13 protein-coding genes and 1 riboswitch are annotated in these 16,310 nt (G+C 70.1%); of the genes, 5 read left to right on the top strand and 8 right to left on the bottom strand.

Annotation, left to right across the window (positions count from 1 at the left end; genetic code table 11):
- Nucleotides 1-74 precede the first annotated feature (74 nt).
- The 3 genes from OG254_RS08530 to OG254_RS08520 all read left to right on the top strand — a co-directional run bounded on the left by OG254_RS08530 (nucleotide 75) and on the right by OG254_RS08520 (nucleotide 3,019).
- Complete coding sequence (locus OG254_RS08530) at nucleotides 75-548, top strand: bifunctional nuclease family protein (protein ID WP_004002801.1); 474 nt, start codon at nucleotides 75-77, stop codon at nucleotides 546-548.
- A gap of 265 nt (nucleotides 549-813) precedes the next feature.
- Nucleotides 814-1,476 carry a MerR family transcriptional regulator gene (locus OG254_RS08525; RefSeq protein WP_351201681.1) on the top strand — a complete coding sequence of 221 codons (663 nt, stop codon included), beginning with the start codon at nucleotides 814-816 and terminating at the stop codon, nucleotides 1,474-1,476.
- A gap of 121 nt (nucleotides 1,477-1,597) precedes the next feature.
- Nucleotides 1,598-3,019, top strand: coding sequence for a DNA polymerase IV (locus OG254_RS08520; RefSeq protein ID WP_405579066.1), 1,422 nt, complete (start codon nucleotides 1,598-1,600; stop codon nucleotides 3,017-3,019).
- Between the two features lie 610 nt (nucleotides 3,020-3,629).
- Here OG254_RS08520 and OG254_RS08515 read toward each other — a convergent pair.
- Nucleotides 3,630-4,031, bottom strand: coding sequence for a PRC-barrel domain-containing protein (locus OG254_RS08515; protein WP_351201685.1), 402 nt, complete (start codon nucleotides 4,029-4,031; stop codon nucleotides 3,630-3,632).
- Nucleotides 4,032-4,145: 114 nt separating this feature from the next.
- Nucleotides 4,146-4,241, top strand: a riboswitch (glycine riboswitch).
- A gap of 176 nt (nucleotides 4,242-4,417) precedes the next feature.
- Here OG254_RS08515 and gcvP point away from each other — a divergent pair.
- Nucleotides 4,418-7,303 carry an aminomethyl-transferring glycine dehydrogenase gene (gene gcvP, locus OG254_RS08510; RefSeq protein WP_405579063.1) on the top strand — a complete coding sequence of 962 codons (2,886 nt, stop codon included), beginning with the start codon at nucleotides 4,418-4,420 and terminating at the stop codon, nucleotides 7,301-7,303.
- Nucleotides 7,304-7,405: 102 nt separating this feature from the next.
- Here gcvP and OG254_RS08505 read toward each other — a convergent pair whose 3' ends face one another.
- The gene (locus OG254_RS08505) at nucleotides 7,406-7,825 is read right to left on the bottom strand and encodes a molybdopterin-binding protein (RefSeq protein WP_405579060.1); all 420 of its coding nucleotides are present in this window, start codon (nucleotides 7,823-7,825) and stop codon (nucleotides 7,406-7,408) included.
- Between the two features lie 188 nt (nucleotides 7,826-8,013).
- On the opposite strand from OG254_RS08505, the gene OG254_RS08500 reads away from it, so the two are divergent.
- Nucleotides 8,014-8,598, top strand: coding sequence for a DUF1707 domain-containing protein (locus OG254_RS08500; RefSeq protein ID WP_405579058.1), 585 nt, complete (start codon nucleotides 8,014-8,016; stop codon nucleotides 8,596-8,598).
- Here OG254_RS08500 and OG254_RS08495 read toward each other — a convergent pair.
- The 6 genes from OG254_RS08495 to kdpB form a co-directional block, all read right to left on the bottom strand.
- Complete coding sequence (locus OG254_RS08495; protein ID WP_405579056.1) at nucleotides 8,576-9,097, bottom strand: hypothetical protein; 522 nt, start codon at nucleotides 9,095-9,097, stop codon at nucleotides 8,576-8,578. The genes OG254_RS08500 and OG254_RS08495 overlap by 23 nt on opposite strands.
- A 126-nt stretch (nucleotides 9,098-9,223) precedes the next feature.
- On the bottom strand, nucleotides 9,224-11,179 hold the full coding sequence (locus OG254_RS08490) for an APC family permease (RefSeq protein WP_405579054.1): 1,956 nt from the start codon (nucleotides 11,177-11,179) through the stop codon (nucleotides 9,224-9,226).
- Nucleotides 11,180-11,334: 155 nt separating this feature from the next.
- Nucleotides 11,335-11,931 (bottom strand): GNAT family N-acetyltransferase, encoded by a 597-nt coding sequence (locus tag OG254_RS08485; protein WP_405579051.1) that lies wholly within the window; start codon nucleotides 11,929-11,931, stop codon nucleotides 11,335-11,337.
- A 439-nt stretch (nucleotides 11,932-12,370) separates the two neighbouring features.
- Nucleotides 12,371-12,448, bottom strand: coding sequence for a 50S ribosomal protein bL37 (locus OG254_RS08480; RefSeq protein ID WP_405594899.1), 78 nt, complete (start codon nucleotides 12,446-12,448; stop codon nucleotides 12,371-12,373).
- A gap of 31 nt (nucleotides 12,449-12,479) precedes the next feature.
- A complete protein-coding gene (locus OG254_RS08475; protein ID WP_405579048.1) occupies nucleotides 12,480-13,289 on the bottom strand; it encodes an SDR family NAD(P)-dependent oxidoreductase in 810 nt (269 codons plus the stop codon).
- 342 nt (nucleotides 13,290-13,631) lie between these two features.
- Nucleotides 13,632-15,797, bottom strand: a complete 2,166-nt coding sequence (kdpB, locus tag OG254_RS08470) for a potassium-transporting ATPase subunit KdpB (RefSeq protein WP_405579046.1) — start codon at nucleotides 15,795-15,797, stop codon at nucleotides 13,632-13,634.
- Between the last annotated feature and the right edge of the window lie 513 nt (nucleotides 15,798-16,310).

Raw genomic sequence — 16,310 nt, 5'->3', positions numbered from 1 at the left:
ACGGAAAGGCCGGATCGGCCACCCGTTCCCGGCCCGACTACCCAAACGTCCCGAGCACGGCCTAGGGTTGCTGTGTGAACGAGCTCGATGTCGTAGGTGTCCGGGTCGAAATGCCCTCCAACCAACCGATCGTGCTCCTGCGCGAAGTGGGAGGCGACCGTTACCTCCCCATCTGGATCGGGCCGGGGGAGGCGACGGCGATCGCCTTCGCCCAGCAGGGCATGGCCCCCGCGCGACCGCTGACCCACGACCTGTTCAAGGACGTGCTGGAGGCCGTCGGCCAGGAGCTCACCGAAGTACGCATCACGGACCTGCGTGAGGGCGTCTTCTACGCGGAGCTGGTCTTCGCCAGCGGCGTCGAGGTGAGCGCCCGTCCGTCCGATGCCATAGCGCTGGCCCTGCGCACCGGAACGCCCATCTACGGCAGCGACGGGGTGCTCGACGACGCCGGCATTGCGATCCCGGACGAGCAGGAGGACGAGGTGGAGAAGTTCCGCGAGTTCCTCGACCAGATCTCGCCCGAGGACTTCGGCACCAGCAGTCAGTGAGGCGGTGTGGGCGGTGCCTGGCGGACTCGCGGTCCGTGGAGGACCGGCCCACAGCCGGTTACGGCTCAAATGCCGGCATTTGCCAGCGGCGAGCGAGAGCGTCCCGAAGCCCGCTCCGAGCGCATTCGGCTAGCCTTTCCCCGCGGTGGGGTGCGGGAAACCACTCCTAGGGTGATTATCACTCGGCGTGCCGAGTGTGGCGATCGTTGACGCACCCCTGGTGACTGCCTACCGTCGAGAAGGCAGGTCAAGGACGGAGGTCGGCGTGAGAAGCAGCGGCGACGGTACGGCTGGGGGTGCCCCCGGACGCAGTCTCGGGGCGAGCGGTCCGTACCCGCTTCACAGCAGCGCTGTTCAGGGCGGTGCTGCCGATCACGCTCTGCAGCGGCCGACGGTCGCGCCGAGCAGCGGCGGAGGGGCGGCGTCCATGGAGTCCGAGCAGATCGGCTACCGAGGTCCGACGGCATGTGCGGCCGCCGGCATCACCTACCGCCAACTGGACTACTGGGCGCGCACCGGGCTCGTCGAGCCGAGCGTGCGGCCCGCGTACGGGTCCGGGACGCAGCGGTTGTACAGCTTCCGGGACGTCGTCGTCCTGAAGATCGTCAAGCGGTTCCTCGACACCGGTGTGTCGCTCCAGAACATCCGTACCGCCGTACAGCACCTGCGGCAGCAGGGCTTTCGCGATCTTGAGCGCATGACGCTGATGAGCGACGGCGCCACCGTGTACGAGTGCAGCTCGCCGGACGAGGTGCACGCGCTGCTCCAGGGTGGGCAGGGGATCTTCGGGATCGCCGTGGGCGTGGTGTGGCGGGACGTCGAGAGCGCGTTGTCGCAGCTGCACGGGGAGCGGATCGACACCGGGGAGACGCTCGTCGGGCCCAACCCGGCGGACGAGCTGGCTCGGCGGCGTAACCGGGCGGTCTGAGCAGGCTTCGCCCCGCCTGGAGCTCCTCGTGGTCGTCGGGCGGGAGCGGCCGGGCGGCTGGTGGCCGCAAACAGGTGGTCGTGGCGGGGCATTGTCAGTGGCGTGAGGCAGCATCGGAGATGTGAGAAACGCGCCCACGATCCTGCATCTCGACATGGATGCCTTCTACGCCTCGGTGGAACAGGCATCCAAGCCGAGCCTGCGTGGGAAAGCCGTGATCGTGGGTGGGCTCGGACCGCGGGGAGTCGTCGCCACGGCGTCCTACGAGGCCCGGGTCTTCGGGGTTCACTCGGCGATGCCCATGGCCCAGGCGCGTCGGCTGGCGCCCAACGCCGCGTATCTCGTGCCGCGCTTCGGGATCTACCGCGACATCAGCGAGCTGGTGATGAGGCTGCTGCGGGAGCTGTCGCCGCTGGTGGAGCCGTTGAGCCTGGATGAGGCGTTCGTGGATCTGGAGGCCGGGGAAGCGGCCTGGGACGAGGCGTCGGCGCGGCTGGTGGGCGCGAAGCTGCGCGCCGACATACGGGCCGCCAGCGGGCTCGCCGGGTCGGTGGGGCTGGCCGCGTCCAAGATGCTCGCGAAGATCGCCTCGGAGCAGGCCAAGCCCGATGGGCTGGTGCTGATCGAGCCGGGGACCGAGCGGGCGTTGCTGGGGCCGATGTCGGTGCGGACGTTGCCGGGGGTGGGGCCGGCGACCGGGGACCATCTGCGGCGGGCCGGGATCCATACGGTCGAGGAGATCGCTGAGGCGGGTGAGGACGAGCTCGTACGGATGCTGGGGAAGGCGCATGGGCATGCGCTGTACGCGATGGCGTTGGCGCATGACGAGCGGCCCGTCGTGGCCGAGCGGGAGGCCAAGTCGGTGTCCGTCGAGGACACGTATGACGTGGACATTCATGACCGGGTTCGGGTGGGGGTGGAGGTTCAGCGGCTGGCCGATCGGTGTGTACGGCGGTTGCGGGGGGCCGGGTTGTCGGGGCGGACCATCGTGCTGAAGGTGCGGCGGTATGACTTTTCGACCTTGACGCGGTCCGAGACGTTGCGGGGGCCGACGGATGATCCGGCTGTGGTCCGGGAGGCTGCTGCGCGGTTGCTGGATTCCGTGGATACGACGGGTGGGGTGCGGCTGCTGGGGGTCGGGGTCACCGGGCTGGCCGACTACACGCAGGAGGATCTGTTCGCTCAGGCGGCGGGGGAGCGGGGGGAGGGGCCGGTGGAGGACGGTGAGGAGGAGGCGGCTGCGGTGGCGCGGGGGGATGAGGCGCCGAGTGAGCGGCGGTGGCACGCCGGGCACGATGTGCGGCATGCCGAGTATGGGCATGGGTGGGTGCAGGGGAGTGGGCTTGGGCGGGTGACCGTGCGGTTCGAGACGCCTGGGTCGGAGCCGGGGCGAGTGCGGACGTTTCGGGTGGATGATCCGGGGTTGGAGGCGGTGGAGCCGTTGCCGCTGGTGGCGGAGAGGGCTGGGGAGAGTGGGGAGCCCGGGGGGTCAGGGGGGCTTGGGGGATCTGTGGTGTCTGAGGGGCCTGGGCTCGCTGTCTGAGGGGGCTGGGGTTGGTGGGGACGGTTTTGGCTTGGGGGGCGGAGGGTGGGGGAGTCGGGCGGGGCGTGCGGGGCAAGGTGGTGAGCCGAGCGGTTGCGCGGTTGGTGCCTGCTGTGCCGGCGTCGGGGGTGCCGTGGGGGTGGGGACGCTCGCCCCGCGCTGGCGGGGTGCCGCTGCGCCCACCCGTGCCGCCCCAGCGGCACGACTGCCCGCAGCTGGGTGGGGGAGGCGGGTGGGTCTCGGGTGCTGAGTCGAGCGGGCCGCTGCTGTGAGAGCGGGTGCGCCGCCCCTGGGGAGGTAGGCAGGTCCCAACTACGGCTTCGAGTGGGCTTCGGGTACGAGAGTCGAGCGGGCTGAAAGTACGGCGGTCGGGCAGCGCAGCTTCGCGAAGCGGGTGCGTGGCGGCTGCGGGAACCGAGCAGGGCCGGACCTGCCGGCGTAGGCCACGGGAGGCCGGCGCGTTCCAGGGCTGGGCCCAGGTGTGGGTGAGTCGGGTGGGTTGCTGCGAGAGTCGGGCGCCTCGTAGCTCCGCGAAATCGGGTGAGCCTGGCTAGCGGTGTTGGGCAGGGCCTTGTACCTGTGCGGGGTGTGGTGCTGTTGAGTCGGGCGGTTAGGGGTGGGGGGTTTTGGGGCCGTTTTCTTCTGGGGTTTCTTTGGGGGCCAGGGTGCCGAAGTCTCGGTCGGGGGGTGGGGGTGGGGCGGCTACGTCCAGGCCGTAGTGGTGGTAGAGCTGGAGTTCTTGCTCGGGGGAGAGGTGGCGGCCTACCCCGAAGTCGGGGGCGTCCTTGATCAGGGCGCGGTCGAAGGGGATGTGGAGGGTGCCCTCCACCAGCTCGCTGGGCTCCAGGGGGACGAAGGCGTCCCGGGAGAACAGGCCGGTGCGTATCGCCGCCCACTCCGGCACCCCGGTCGCGTCGTCGAGGTAGACCTCGTCGATGGTGCCGATTTTGGTGCCGTTGCGGTCGAAGGCCTTGCGGCCGATCAGATTGCGCGGATCGATGTCGGTCTGCACGGGCCCTCCACTTGGTCGCAACTCATCCGTAAGCACTACGAAAAGGCAGATTGGTGAGAGCGGCCACTCGAAGGTCCGTGCGTTGACCTCGCTGGTAGTCTTACTAGCGGCTGCTGACCCCGTGCGGGAGAGTCCTCCGGACATCACCGGAGGCGCCGAAGGAGCAAATCCTCCCCGGAATCTCTCAGGCACACGTACCGCACGGACGAGGTCACTCTGGAAAGCAGGGCGGGTGTCGATGGCCTCCGCTCTCACCGACGGTGAAAGCCGGCGGCCCTCGGGCGGCCCGGTGAAGCTCTCAGGTTGAGATGACAGAGGGGGAGGCCGTCGGGGTACCCGTGCCGTGGTGCCCCTCGAAGGTCGTGTCAGACCAGGAGGCCTCCGTAATGACCGCCCATCGCATTCCGCTCTCCGAGCTCGAGCAGGGTATTCCCTTCGAGCAGCGTCATATCGGTCCTGATCATGAGGCTCGGGCGAAGATGCTCGCCCAGGTCGGGTACGGCTCGCTCGATGAGCTCACCGCCGCCGCCGTGCCGGATGTGATCAAGAACGCCGACTCCCTGGAGCTTCCCGGCGCGCGTACCGAGGCCGAGGTGCTGGCCGAGCTGCGATCGCTCGCCGACCGCAACCAGGTCCTGGACTCGATGATCGGGCTCGGGTACTACGGCACCTTCACGCCGCCGGTCATCCTGCGCAACGTCATGGAGAATCCGGCCTGGTACACCGCCTACACCCCGTACCAGCCCGAGATCTCGCAGGGACGGCTCGAGGCGCTTCTCAACTTCCAGACCATGGTCGCCGAGCTCACCGGGCTTCCGACCTCCGGTGCCTCGCTGCTCGACGAGGGGACCGCCGCGGCCGAGGCCATGGCCCTGTCGCGGCGCATGGGCAGGAACAAGAAGGGACTGTTCCTGGTCGACGCGGATGTGCTTCCGCAGACCATCGCCGTGATCGAGACCCGTGCCGAGCCGACCGGCGTGGAGATCGTGGTCGCCGACCTCAGCGACGGCATTCCGGCCGAGATCGCCTCGCGTGACATCACCGGCGTGCTCCTGCAGTACCCGGGCGCCTCCGGTGTCGTACGGGACATCAAGCCGGTCATCGACCAGGCGCACGAGCTCGGTGCCCTCGTCACCGTCGCCGCCGACCTGCTCGCGCTCACGCTGCTGAAGTCGCCCGGTGAGCTCGGGGCGGACATCGCGGTCGGGACGACGCAGCGGTTCGGTGTGCCGATGGGCTTCGGCGGACCGCACGCCGGCTTCATGGCCGTACACGAGAAGTTCGCGCGCAGCCTGCCCGGGCGGCTCGTGGGTGTGTCCGTGGACGCCGACGGGAACAGGGCGTACCGGCTGGCCCTCCAGACGCGTGAGCAGCACATCCGGCGCGAGAAGGCGACCAGCAACATCTGTACGGCTCAGGTGCTGCTCGCCGTGATGGCCGGGATGTACGCCGTCTACCACGGTCCCGACGGGCTGCGGGCCATCGCCCGGCGGACCCACCGCTACGCCACGATCCTCGCCGCGGGGCTCACCGCCGGCGGGGTCGAGGTCGTGCACGGTTCCTACTTCGACACGCTGACCGTGCGGGTACCCGCGAAGGCCGCCGAGGTCGTCGCCGCCGCCCGGCAGAACGGCGTCAACCTGTACCTCGTCGACGCCGACCACGTCTCCATCGCCTGCGACGAGACCACCCTGCGGGCCCAACTGGGCGCCGTATGGACGGCGTTCGGGGTCGAGGGCGACATCGAGGCGCTGGACGCGAGCGCCGAGGAGGCGCTCACGGACGGGCTGCTGCGCACCGACGACTACCTCACGCACCCCGTCTTCCACCAGAACCGCTCCGAGACGGCGATGCTGCGCTACCTGCGCAGGCTGGCCGACCGTGACTACGCGCTAGACCGCGGCATGATCCCGCTGGGCTCCTGCACGATGAAGCTCAACGCGACCACCGAGATGGAGCCGGTCACCTGGCCGGAGTTCGGGCAGCTGCACCCCTTCGCGCCCGCCGAGCAGGCGCAGGGCTATCTGACGCTCATCCGTGAGCTGGAGGAACGTCTCGCCGAGGTCACCGGCTACGACAAGGTGTCGCTCCAGCCCAACGCGGGATCGCAGGGTGAGCTGGCCGGACTGCTCGCCGTGCGCGGGTACCACCGGGCGAACGGCGACGAGCAGCGGACCGTCTGCCTCATCCCGTCCTCCGCGCACGGCACGAATGCCGCCAGCGCCGTGATGGCCGGCATGAAGGTCGTCGTCGTGAAGACCGCCGAGGACGGCGAGATCGACGTCGCGGACCTGCGGGCGAAGATCGAGCAGCACCGCGAGGAGCTCGCGGTGCTGATGATCACGTACCCGTCGACGCACGGTGTGTTCGAGGAGCACGTCGCCGACATCTGCGCGCAGGTGCACGAGGCGGGCGGGCAGGTGTACGTCGACGGCGCGAACCTCAACGCGCTGGTGGGGCTGGCCAAGCCGGGCCACTTCGGCGGTGACGTCTCGCACCTGAACCTGCACAAGACCTTCTGCATCCCGCACGGCGGTGGCGGTCCGGGCGTCGGTCCGGTCGGCGTACGCGCGCACCTGGCGCCGTACCTGCCGAACCACCCGCTCCAGCCCGCCGCCGGTCCGGAGACGGGGGTCGGTCCGATCTCGGCCGCGCCGTGGGGTTCGGCGGGCATCCTGCCCATCTCCTGGGCGTACGTCCGCCTCATGGGCGGTGAGGGGCTGAAGCGGGCGACGCAGGTGGCCGTGCTGTCCGCCAACTACATCGCCAAGCGGCTGGAGCCGCACTTCCCGGTGCTCTACACCGGGCCGGGCGGGCTGGTCGCGCACGAGTGCATCATCGATCTGCGGCCGCTGACCAAGGCGACCGGCGTGAGCGTCGACGACGTCGCCAAGCGGCTCATCGACTACGGCTTCCACGCGCCGACGATGTCGTTCCCGGTGGCCGGGACGCTGATGATCGAGCCGACCGAGTCCGAGGATCTGAACGAACTCGACCGGTTCTGCGAGGCGATGATCGCCATCCGCGCGGAGATCGAGAAGGTCGGGTCGGGACAGTGGCCCGCCGAGGACAACCCGCTGGGCAACGCCCCGCACACCGCCGGTGCGCTCGGCGACACGTGGGAGCACGCCTACAGCCGTGAGGAGGCCGTGTTCCCGGCCGGGGTGTCGGCCGCCGACAAGTACTGGCCGCCGGTGCGCCGCATCGACCAGGCCTTCGGTGACCGCAACCTCGTCTGCTCGTGCCCGCCGCTGGACGCCTACGAGGACTGAGCAGCACAGGGCTGACGTCCCCCGGGACCGACGCACGGACGTAGCACAAGGGCTCCCCTTCGGTCACGCACAGCCGAAGGGGAGCCCTTGTGCGTGTCGGGGTCACACCGTCGTCAGGGCCACCTCCGTCGCCTCGACCAGCGCGACCACGGGGGCGCCGGGGGACAGGGCGAGCTCGGTGGTGGCGTCCCTGGTGATGGCGGCGGTCAGGGCGCCGCCGTCGACCGCGATCTTCACCGACGCCATCACGCCGCCGGTGGCGATGCCGGTGATCGTGCCGGGGAGCTGGTTGCGCAGGGGCAGGGCCTCGGTCGGGGCGGTGGCCAGCGAGATGTGCGTCGCTGTCACCAGGGCGTTCACGGTGGTGCCCGCGGACAGGCCGAGTTCCTCGACGGCCGAGGGGGCGATGGCCGCGGTGAGGTCCTGGCCGCCGGTGAGGTGGACGTCGACCATGGCCATGACCTCGCCCGGGGTGATGGCCGTGATCGTGCCGGGGAGGTGGTTGCGGATGCTCAGGCTCATCGGGGACGCCTCACGCGATGTTGTTTGTGTTCTTATGCGCCTTTTGGCTCCTACCGTAGTCGCCGCCGTGACCGCAGTCCGGTCTTGTCGTGGCGGGCGGAGCGGGAACTGTCGGCAGGGGCTTGGCCGTTGGATGTAACGCGATATAGCGTTAGTTCGGTTGGTGGACTGCGATCGGGGTGAGCGACATGTCGGCTGATCTCTCGCGTACGGGGCTGCGGGCCTCGGACGCGGATCGGGACCGAGCTGTGGACGTGCTGAACGGGGCGGCGGGGGACGGTCGGCTGACCATCGAGGAGCTGGAGGAGCGGGTGACCGCCGCCCTTTCCGCCCGCACGCTGGGCGAGTTGGCGGGGCTGACGGCGGACCTGCCGGCGGCGCCGGGCCGTGCGGAGGCCAAGGAACTCGTCCGCATCGAGCAGCAGGCCGGTTCGGCCGTGCGGAGCGGGGGCTGGGTGGTGCCCCGCCGGCTGGAGATCGAGTCGTCCTGGGGCGATGTGACTCTCGACTTCACGCAGGCGGTGATAGCCGAGGCGACCCTGCGCATCGACCTGAACATGCACGCCGGCACCCTGAAGCTGGTCACGCGACCGGGAGTCGTCGTGGACACCGACCTGCTGGTGGTCGAGTTCGCCCAGGTCAAGACGCGTCCATCGGGCGATGCGGGTGCGCCCGTCGCCCTGCGGGTCGAGATCGCCGGGCGGATGACGTACGGGCAGGTCGTGGTACGCCCGGCCCGGCGGTCGGTCTTCAGAAGATCCCGGACGCCTTGAGCACCGCCCTCGCCTGCGCGTCGTCGATTTGATGCCGGAGCCGTTCCAGTACGTCGATGCCCTCCAGGAGGGTCCCGCTCGCGCGTGAGCGGCGTACTCCGGTGTCCAGTTCGTGCCACAGCAGCGGGTTGTTGACGAGGATCCGTGGGTCCAGTTCCAGACGGCGGCCGTCCGCGTCGCACAGGGTCAGGTGCGCGCAGACGTCGCCGTACTGACGTACGGTCACCAGCGCGTCCGTCCGTACTGCCTGACGTCGTACGAGGCCATGCACGGCGAGCCATCCCGGGCCCGCGGTCACGCGCTGGGGGAGCAGGATCGTGAAGAGTACGGCGGTCATGACCAGCCACAGCAGGGCGCGCGGCGGCGTCAGGGTGTGTCCGTCCCAGTCGACCAGCAGGGTCATGCCGAGGAAGGCCAGAGCGCAGCCCGCAGCGAACCGGGCGCTGCTGCGCCAGTGGCGGTCACCGGTCGGGGCCGGGTGCAGTCTGCTGCCGTCCACAGTGCAGACGGTAGGGCGCCCAGGCGCCCGAGCGAACTGCGCTGACGGTGCTCTGACGCCTTACGGCTCATCGTTGACGCGATCCTGATGGGCGCGGCGGGCTCAGGGGCCGACAAAGGCGTCGGCTCAGCCCGTGTGCACCCGCGGCCTGCGGTCCCGGTCCGGCTCCGCCTCGCGCAGCACCTCACGGGTGACCGGGGCGACCTCGCCCTGGCCGAAGAGGAAGAAGCGCAGGAAGTTGGCGAAGGGCGTGCCCTCGGTCCACTCGAAGTAGATGTGCGGGATGCGGCCGGTGCTGTCCCGGACGTTCAGGAGCAGTGCGGCCAGGGCGTTGGGGATGGAGGAGGACTCCAGGGTGAGGACGCGGTAGCGGCTGTGCATGACCTGTCCGCGCACGATCAGGCCCGCCTCGAACTCGGACGGGTCGGTGACCGTCACCTCGACGAAGACGAAGTCCTCCTGCTCGGACATGTCGTTGTCGTTGCGGATCTGCTCGATCTTGTCGCGGTACTCGGCCTTGTCCCGGCTGTCGGGCTCGTTGGCGATGAAGCGGATCTTGCGGCTCGCCATGTCCCGGACGAAACGTTCCGCCATGTCGTCGAGCGTCACGCTGGTGACGCGGAGCTCGAAGGCGCGCATCAGCCGCGAGAGCAGGGAGATGAGGATGATGCCGGCGATGAAGCAGGCGCCGATCTTCACACCGTCGGGGCGCTCGATGACGTTCACGACGGTCGTGTACAGGAACACCGCCGAGATGACCGCGAAGCCGATGAACCACTTGCGCTGACCGGCCTTGCGGGCCGCGATGGTCACCGCGATGGCGGCCGAGCTGATGAGCACCAGCACGCCGGTGGCGTACGCGCCGCCCTGCGCGTCGACGTCGGCGTCGAAGATCCAGGTGACCAGGAACGCGACCAGGGTGAAGACGATGACCATCGGCCGTACCGCGCGCGCCCAGTGCGGGGCCATGCCGTACCGGGGCAGGTAGCGCGGCATCAGGTTGAGCAGGCCGGCCATGGCGGAGGCGCCGGCGAACCACAGGATGGCGATCGTCGAGACGTCGTAGACCGTGCCGAAGGCGTTGCCGAGGTACTCGTGGGCGAGGAAGGCGAGCGCGCGGCCGTTGGCGTCGCCGCCGGGCTCGAACTCCTTCTCGGGGATCAGCAGCGTGGTGATGAAGCTCGTCGTGATCAGGAAACAGCTCATGATCACTGCGGCGGTGGTAAGCAGCTTCTTGGTGTCCCGGATCCGCCCCTTGGGGTTCTCCTCGGTCTCGCCCGGGTCGCCCTTGACGTGCGGCATCACGGCGACGCCGGTCTCGAAGCCGGAGAGGCCGAGCGCGAGCTTCGGGAAGACGATCAGCGCCACGCCGATCATGACGAAGACGTTGCCGTGCTCCGCGGTGAGGGCGGTGGTCCAGTCGGTGACCACGTGTCCCTCGGTGGCGACGTGGTACAGGCCGGAGATCACGACGACGACGTTGAGCGCGAGGTAGATGCCCACCAGGACGACCGCGACGCCGATCGCCTCCAGGAAGCCCTTGAGGAACACCGCGCCGAGCAGCGCGACGAGTATCAGAGTGATCACCAACTGCTTGTCGTGCAGCGCGCTTTCCAGGTGCGGATTCTCGACCAGGTGGGTCGAGGCGTCGGCCGCCGACAGGGTGATGGTGATCAGGAAGTCCGTGGCCGCGAAGCCCAGCAGGGTCAGGACGAACAGCTTGCCCTTCCAGAAGGTGAGCAGCCGTTCGAGCATCGCGATCGAGCCCTGTCCGTGTGGGCTCTCCTCGGCCACCCGCCGGTAGACGGGCAGGGCGCCGGCGAGGGTGACGATCACGAGCACGATGGTCGCCACGGGGGAGAGCAGGCCGGCCGCGAGGGCGGCGATGCCCGGCTGGTAGCCGAGGGTCGAGAAGTAGTCGACGCCGGTGAGACACATGACGCGGAACCAGGGCTGGCCCTCGTCCACGGGCTCCTTCTCCGCCTGCGGACTCTTGGTGCCGTGGCCCTTGCCCATGTCGGACAGGCCCTCCAGCATCCAGGCGCGCAAGCGACTGGGAGGAGGGTGTTCGGTCGTGGCCATCGGCGTGCTCCTGATGTGCGGGTCGGCATGCGATTCCGGCCATCACGCGGACGGCGGCACCAGCGTAAGCAGAGAGTGACGTACGGGCCCACGGATCAAGGGGCCGTAGGCGTCAAGCTTCCGTTAAGACTGGCCATGGCGGCGGTGGTCGCGCATCAAGATGTGGGTTCTGGTACCGGTTCGTCAGGGGTTCGGCTGTATGGGGGACGGGCGGCGCGTTGGGGAGGGTGGACACCCAGCGTCATCGGCGTGCATCGGTCGACGCGTGCCGACGTGCTCACGCGCTGAGCCGCTTCCGGGAGACCGGACTCCCCCCCCGCGTAGTGGACGTACTCACGCGCCAGGCGGAAACCGGCGGTCCACGCGAGCAGATGACTGGCGCGGTTGAGGACCGAGCAGTTCCAGCTCGGGACCCGGCCGCGCGCGGTGATGTCCGCGCACAGCGCGGTGACGCAGGCCAGGCCGAGGCGGTGGCGGCGGTGGTTCGGCACGGTGAAGACCGCCACGTCCCCGTAGCGGCTGCCCCGGAAGTAGGTGCAGGCCACGGCCAGGATCCGTCCCTTGCGGCTCACGGCGGCCCAGCCGTGGCCCGAGGAGGCGAGGCCCAGCGGCCCGCCCCAACTGGCCGAGATCCACGAGGCGTCGGAGCCGAGGTCGTGCAGCGCGTCGGTGTCGCCCGGCTCCAGGCGGCGCACGGTCACACCGAAGGGGAGCGGGGCCGACTGGGGTTCGGCCTGCAAGGTCCAGATCATCCGCTCCCAGGGTGTGAGCCGCTCGAAGGCGGCGCCGAGCGCGGGCAGGTGCCTCGATGCGGGTTCCGGCCAGTGGCGCGAGGACGTCCGCGGTGAGCGTGTCCGGGGCGCCGCGCAGGACGACGTATCCGGCGCACGACACGGCGACACGGCGATGGCACAAGGCTGAACCGGACGGTCGGCCAACCAGCAGCCGACGCCGGTGGCGAGGACGTGCTCGCCGATGGCGGCAGGGCCGGGGTACCGGCCGGGAACCAGCGGGTGAGGGTGGGGAGGGGCTGGGGAGCGAGCTCGATCATGACGGCCTCACGGACAGGTGATGTGGCACGGGGCGAGTGATGTGACAGGGGACGAGTGATGTGGCACAGGGCGGGCGGCGGGAACATCGCTGCTCCCGTCGCCCGCCCCGGTGGATCCCGGCCGGTGGCTCGGAACTCGGCTAGCGCTGACCGGCCTTGCTGCCGTGGTTGGCCTTCTTCTTGCGGCGGGCCTTCCTCTTGCGGGCGCGCTTCGACACGCGTTTCAACTCCCTTGCGGTGGAACGAAGTTCAAGCGGTACGGCCGACCAGGAGGTCGGCGAGCTTGTTGAGGCGCTTCACCGTGCGGTCCTCGGTGGCGGCGGGGGCCGGGTCGACGCGCTCGGCGCGGTCGTAGTAGGCGCCGTTGACGATCTCGACCGCCGGGTCGCACAGCCGGACGACATGACCGCCGCCCTCGGCCGGGGTGACGCCCTCGTGGGCGTACAGCGACAGCAGCGCGGTGTCGCAGACGCCGGGGTGGACGGAGACGGCGGTGACGCGGGGGTCGGCCGCGAAGACCGTCAGGGCCAGCTGGGACTGGGCGTAGGCGGCGAGCCGGGAGTAGCGGCGGGCCCGGTTGGGGTCGGCCCAGGAGATGGACGCCGTGCGGTGCAGCGACGACGACACGTTGACCACGCGGCCGCCCGGGTCGCTGGTGAGGGCCGGCTCCAGCAGGCACGTCAGCAGGTAGTGGGCGAGGAAGTTGACCTGGAAGGCGATCTCGTTCCCGTCGGCGGTGACGGTGTGCCGCTCGGGCGCGGCCATGCCCGCGTTGTTGACGAGGACGTCCAGGTGCGGATGCTCGGCGACGACCTTGTGGGCGAGCGTCTCGACCTCGTCGAGGCGGGTGAAGTCGGCGGCGAAGGTGCACAGTTGGTCGGCGTTGACACCGGCTGTGGCGATGAGGCTGTCGGCAGCGGCGAGCGCGTCCTCGGCGGTACGGCCGTGCAGCAGCACGGTGGCACCGCGCTCCGCCAGCCGGCGGGCGGTCTCGTAGCCGATGCCTGAAGTCGCGCCGGTGACAAGGACGGTACGGGAGGAAAAGGTGGAGTCGGACATGATCCAATCCTTGGATACGGCACGCCACGCGACCCCCGGCGAGGGGGCGGTGCACGTGCGGGATGAAGGGAAGCGCGAGGGGCGCCGGACAAATTCACGGCGCCCCTCGGGTCACGGAAAACGCGTCAGCGGGACGACAGCAGCGTTTCCGGGCAGCGCGGCGCACGACGGAGCGGCCGAGCGGGACTCGGCGGCCGGTCGAAAAGGAGCCAGGCGCTGTTCACGGTGTCCATGGAAGCCGTTCCGCACGCCCCGGACAAGCTCGGGAACTGTTCCCTGACGGGCCTCTGACGTGCGCATACGTGTCCTTGACGGCCGGCGGGCCAGGGCGCCGGCCGGGGCTCAGCCAAGGCCGGGCACCCCGGAGATCAGCAGGTCGATGAGCTTGATGCCAAGGAAGGGCAGCACCAGGCCGCCGAGGCCGTACAGGAGCAGGTTGCGGCGCAGCAGATCGTGCGCCGACGACGGCGTGTACCGCACACCGCGCAGGGCGAGCGGGATCAGCACCACGATGATCAGGGCGTTGAAGATGATCGCCGAGGCGATCGCCGAAGTCGGGCTGTGCAGGCCCATGATGTTGAGCGCGTCCAGGCCCGGGTAGGCGCCGGCGAACATCGCGGGGATGATCGCGAAGTACTTGGCGACGTCGTTCGTGATCGAGAACGTCGTCAACGCGCCCCGGGTGATGAGGAGTTGCTTGCCGATCTCGACGATGTCGATGAGTTTGGTCGGATTGGAGTCGAGGTCGATCATGTTGCCGGCCTCCTTGGCGGCCGACGTGCCGGTGTTCATGGCCACGCCGACGTCCGCCTGGGCGAGCGCGGGCGCGTCGTTCGTCCCGTCACCGGTCATCGCGACCAACTTCCCGCCGGCCTGCTCCCGCTGGATGAGCGCGAGCTTGTCTTCGGGTGTCGCCTCGGCCAAGTAGTCGTCCACGCCCGCCTCCTGGGCGATGGCGCGGGCGGTGAGCGGGTTGTCGCCAGTGATCATCACCGTGCGGATGCCCATGCGCCGCAGCTCCGCGAAGCGCTCGCGGATGCCTTCCTTGACCACGTCCTTGAGGTGGATCAGGCCGAGCACCCGGGGGCCGTTCCAGTCATGCACGGCCACCAGCAGCGGGGTGCCGCCCGCGGCCGCGACCGAGTCGGCGTAGCGCCGTGCCTCGGACGGGACCGTGCCGCCGTACATCTGCACCCACTCGATGACCTGCTGGGCGGCGCCCTTGCGGATCGCGCACACGGCGCCGTTGTCCCACCGCAGGTCGACGCCGCTCATCCGGGTCTGCGCGCTGAAGGGCACCCAGCGGGTGTTCGCCAGCTCGCCCTCGGCGGGTTCGCGCAGGCCGTAGCGCTGCTTGGCCAGTACTACGACGGAGCGGCCCTCGGGGGTCCCGTCCGCCAGCGACGACAGCTGGGCGGCTTCCGCGAGTTGCCGCTCGTGCATGCCCGGCAGCGGGACGAAGGCGGCGGCCTCGCGGTTGCCGAGGGTGATGGTGCCGGTCTTGTCGAGCAGCAGAGTGCCCACGTCGCCGGCCGCCTCCACCGCCCGGCCGGACATGGCCAGGACGTTGCGCTGCACCAGGCGGTCCATGCCCGCGATGCCGATCGCGGAGAGCAGGGCGCCGATCGTGGTCGGGATGAGTGTGACCAGCAGCGCCACCAGGACGGTCGTCGACTGGGCGGCGCCCGCGTAGGCGGCCATCGGCTGCAGTGTGATCACGATCAGGAGGAAGATGATCGTCAGCGACGCCAACAGGATGTTCAGGGCTATCTCGTTCGGCGTCTTCTGCCGGTTCGCGCCTTCGACCAGGGCGATCATCCGGTCCAGGAAGCTGTGGCCGGGGCGAGCGCTGACGCGGACGACGATCCGGTCGGACAGGACCGTCGTGCCGCCCGTGACCCCGCTTCGGTCGCCGCCCGACTCCCGGATGACGGGCGCGGATTCGCCGGTGACCGCGGACTCGTCGACCGCCGCCACACCGTCGATGACGTCGCCGTCCGCCGGGATCATCTCGCCCGCCTCGACCAGCACGACGTCCAGCGGCTTGAGGTCGGTGGCGGCGACGGCCTCGGTGCGGGCGGTGCGCGCGTTCGTACCCCAGCGCCAGTCCAGCAGGCGCAGCGCCACCGTGTCCGTACGGGCCTTGCGCAGCGACTCCGCCTGGGCCTTGCCGCGGCCCTCGGCGACGGCCTCCGCCAGGTTGGCGAAGATCACCGTCAGCCACAGCCAGGCGCTGATGACCCAGGTGAAGACGGCCGGGTGGATCAGGGCCGACAGGGTGGTCAGGCCCGCGCCGACGGACACCACGAACAGCACGGGGTTGCGCACCAGGGACCTGGGGTGCAGCTTGCGCAGCGCGTCAGGGAAAGACCGGACGAGCTGGGCGGGTTCGAAGAGTCCGCTCGGGGCCCGCCGCCGGGAGCTCGGTCTTCCTCCGGGTCCTGCGCCGGGCTGCGAGGTGCGCTGGGGGCGGTTCGGCGGGGCCTGCTCGGGAGCGGCGGGAAACATGGGGACCTTCGGGTCTCGGCGACGACAGGACAGACGACAGGACAGACGACAGGACTGGGGACAGGACTGGGGAGGCGGAGGACCGTGCGGGGCCGGGGCCCCGGCCCCGCACGGGTGGCGCACGGACGTCGGCGGTGGGAAGGCGGTACGCCGTGCGCCGGTGCGTGCCCCTCGCACGCACCCCGCCGCCTCGGCCGGGCCGGACGGCGGTCCGGTCCCGTGAGGCCACTGGCGCCAGTGGCCTTCTCGGCGGCCGACAGCGAATCTAGTCGCGCTCCGTGCCCGGACGATCCTGCTCAGCAAGGAATTTGCGGCTTCCATACGGCCCGGCCGCGTGTCGCGTATGGGGCCCGTCAAAGCCGATTGACGGCACGTCAGGGGGTCGTCAACGACGGCCGTTCATGGCCGGATCCGGTCGCAGACTGAGCGGCACGGGGGACGGGCGACCGTCCGTGGCGTGATGTGGGAGGGGCTTTGACGGTCACCACCGGCAGACCTCGGACGGAGGCTGCC

The organism is Streptomyces sp. NBC_01092 (assembly GCF_045039535.1).
Classification (GTDB): Bacteria; Actinomycetota; Actinomycetes; order Streptomycetales; family Streptomycetaceae; genus Streptomyces.
The sequence above is the reverse complement of the archived record's forward strand: the minus strand, read 5'-3'. Positions and strand labels throughout refer to the sequence as shown.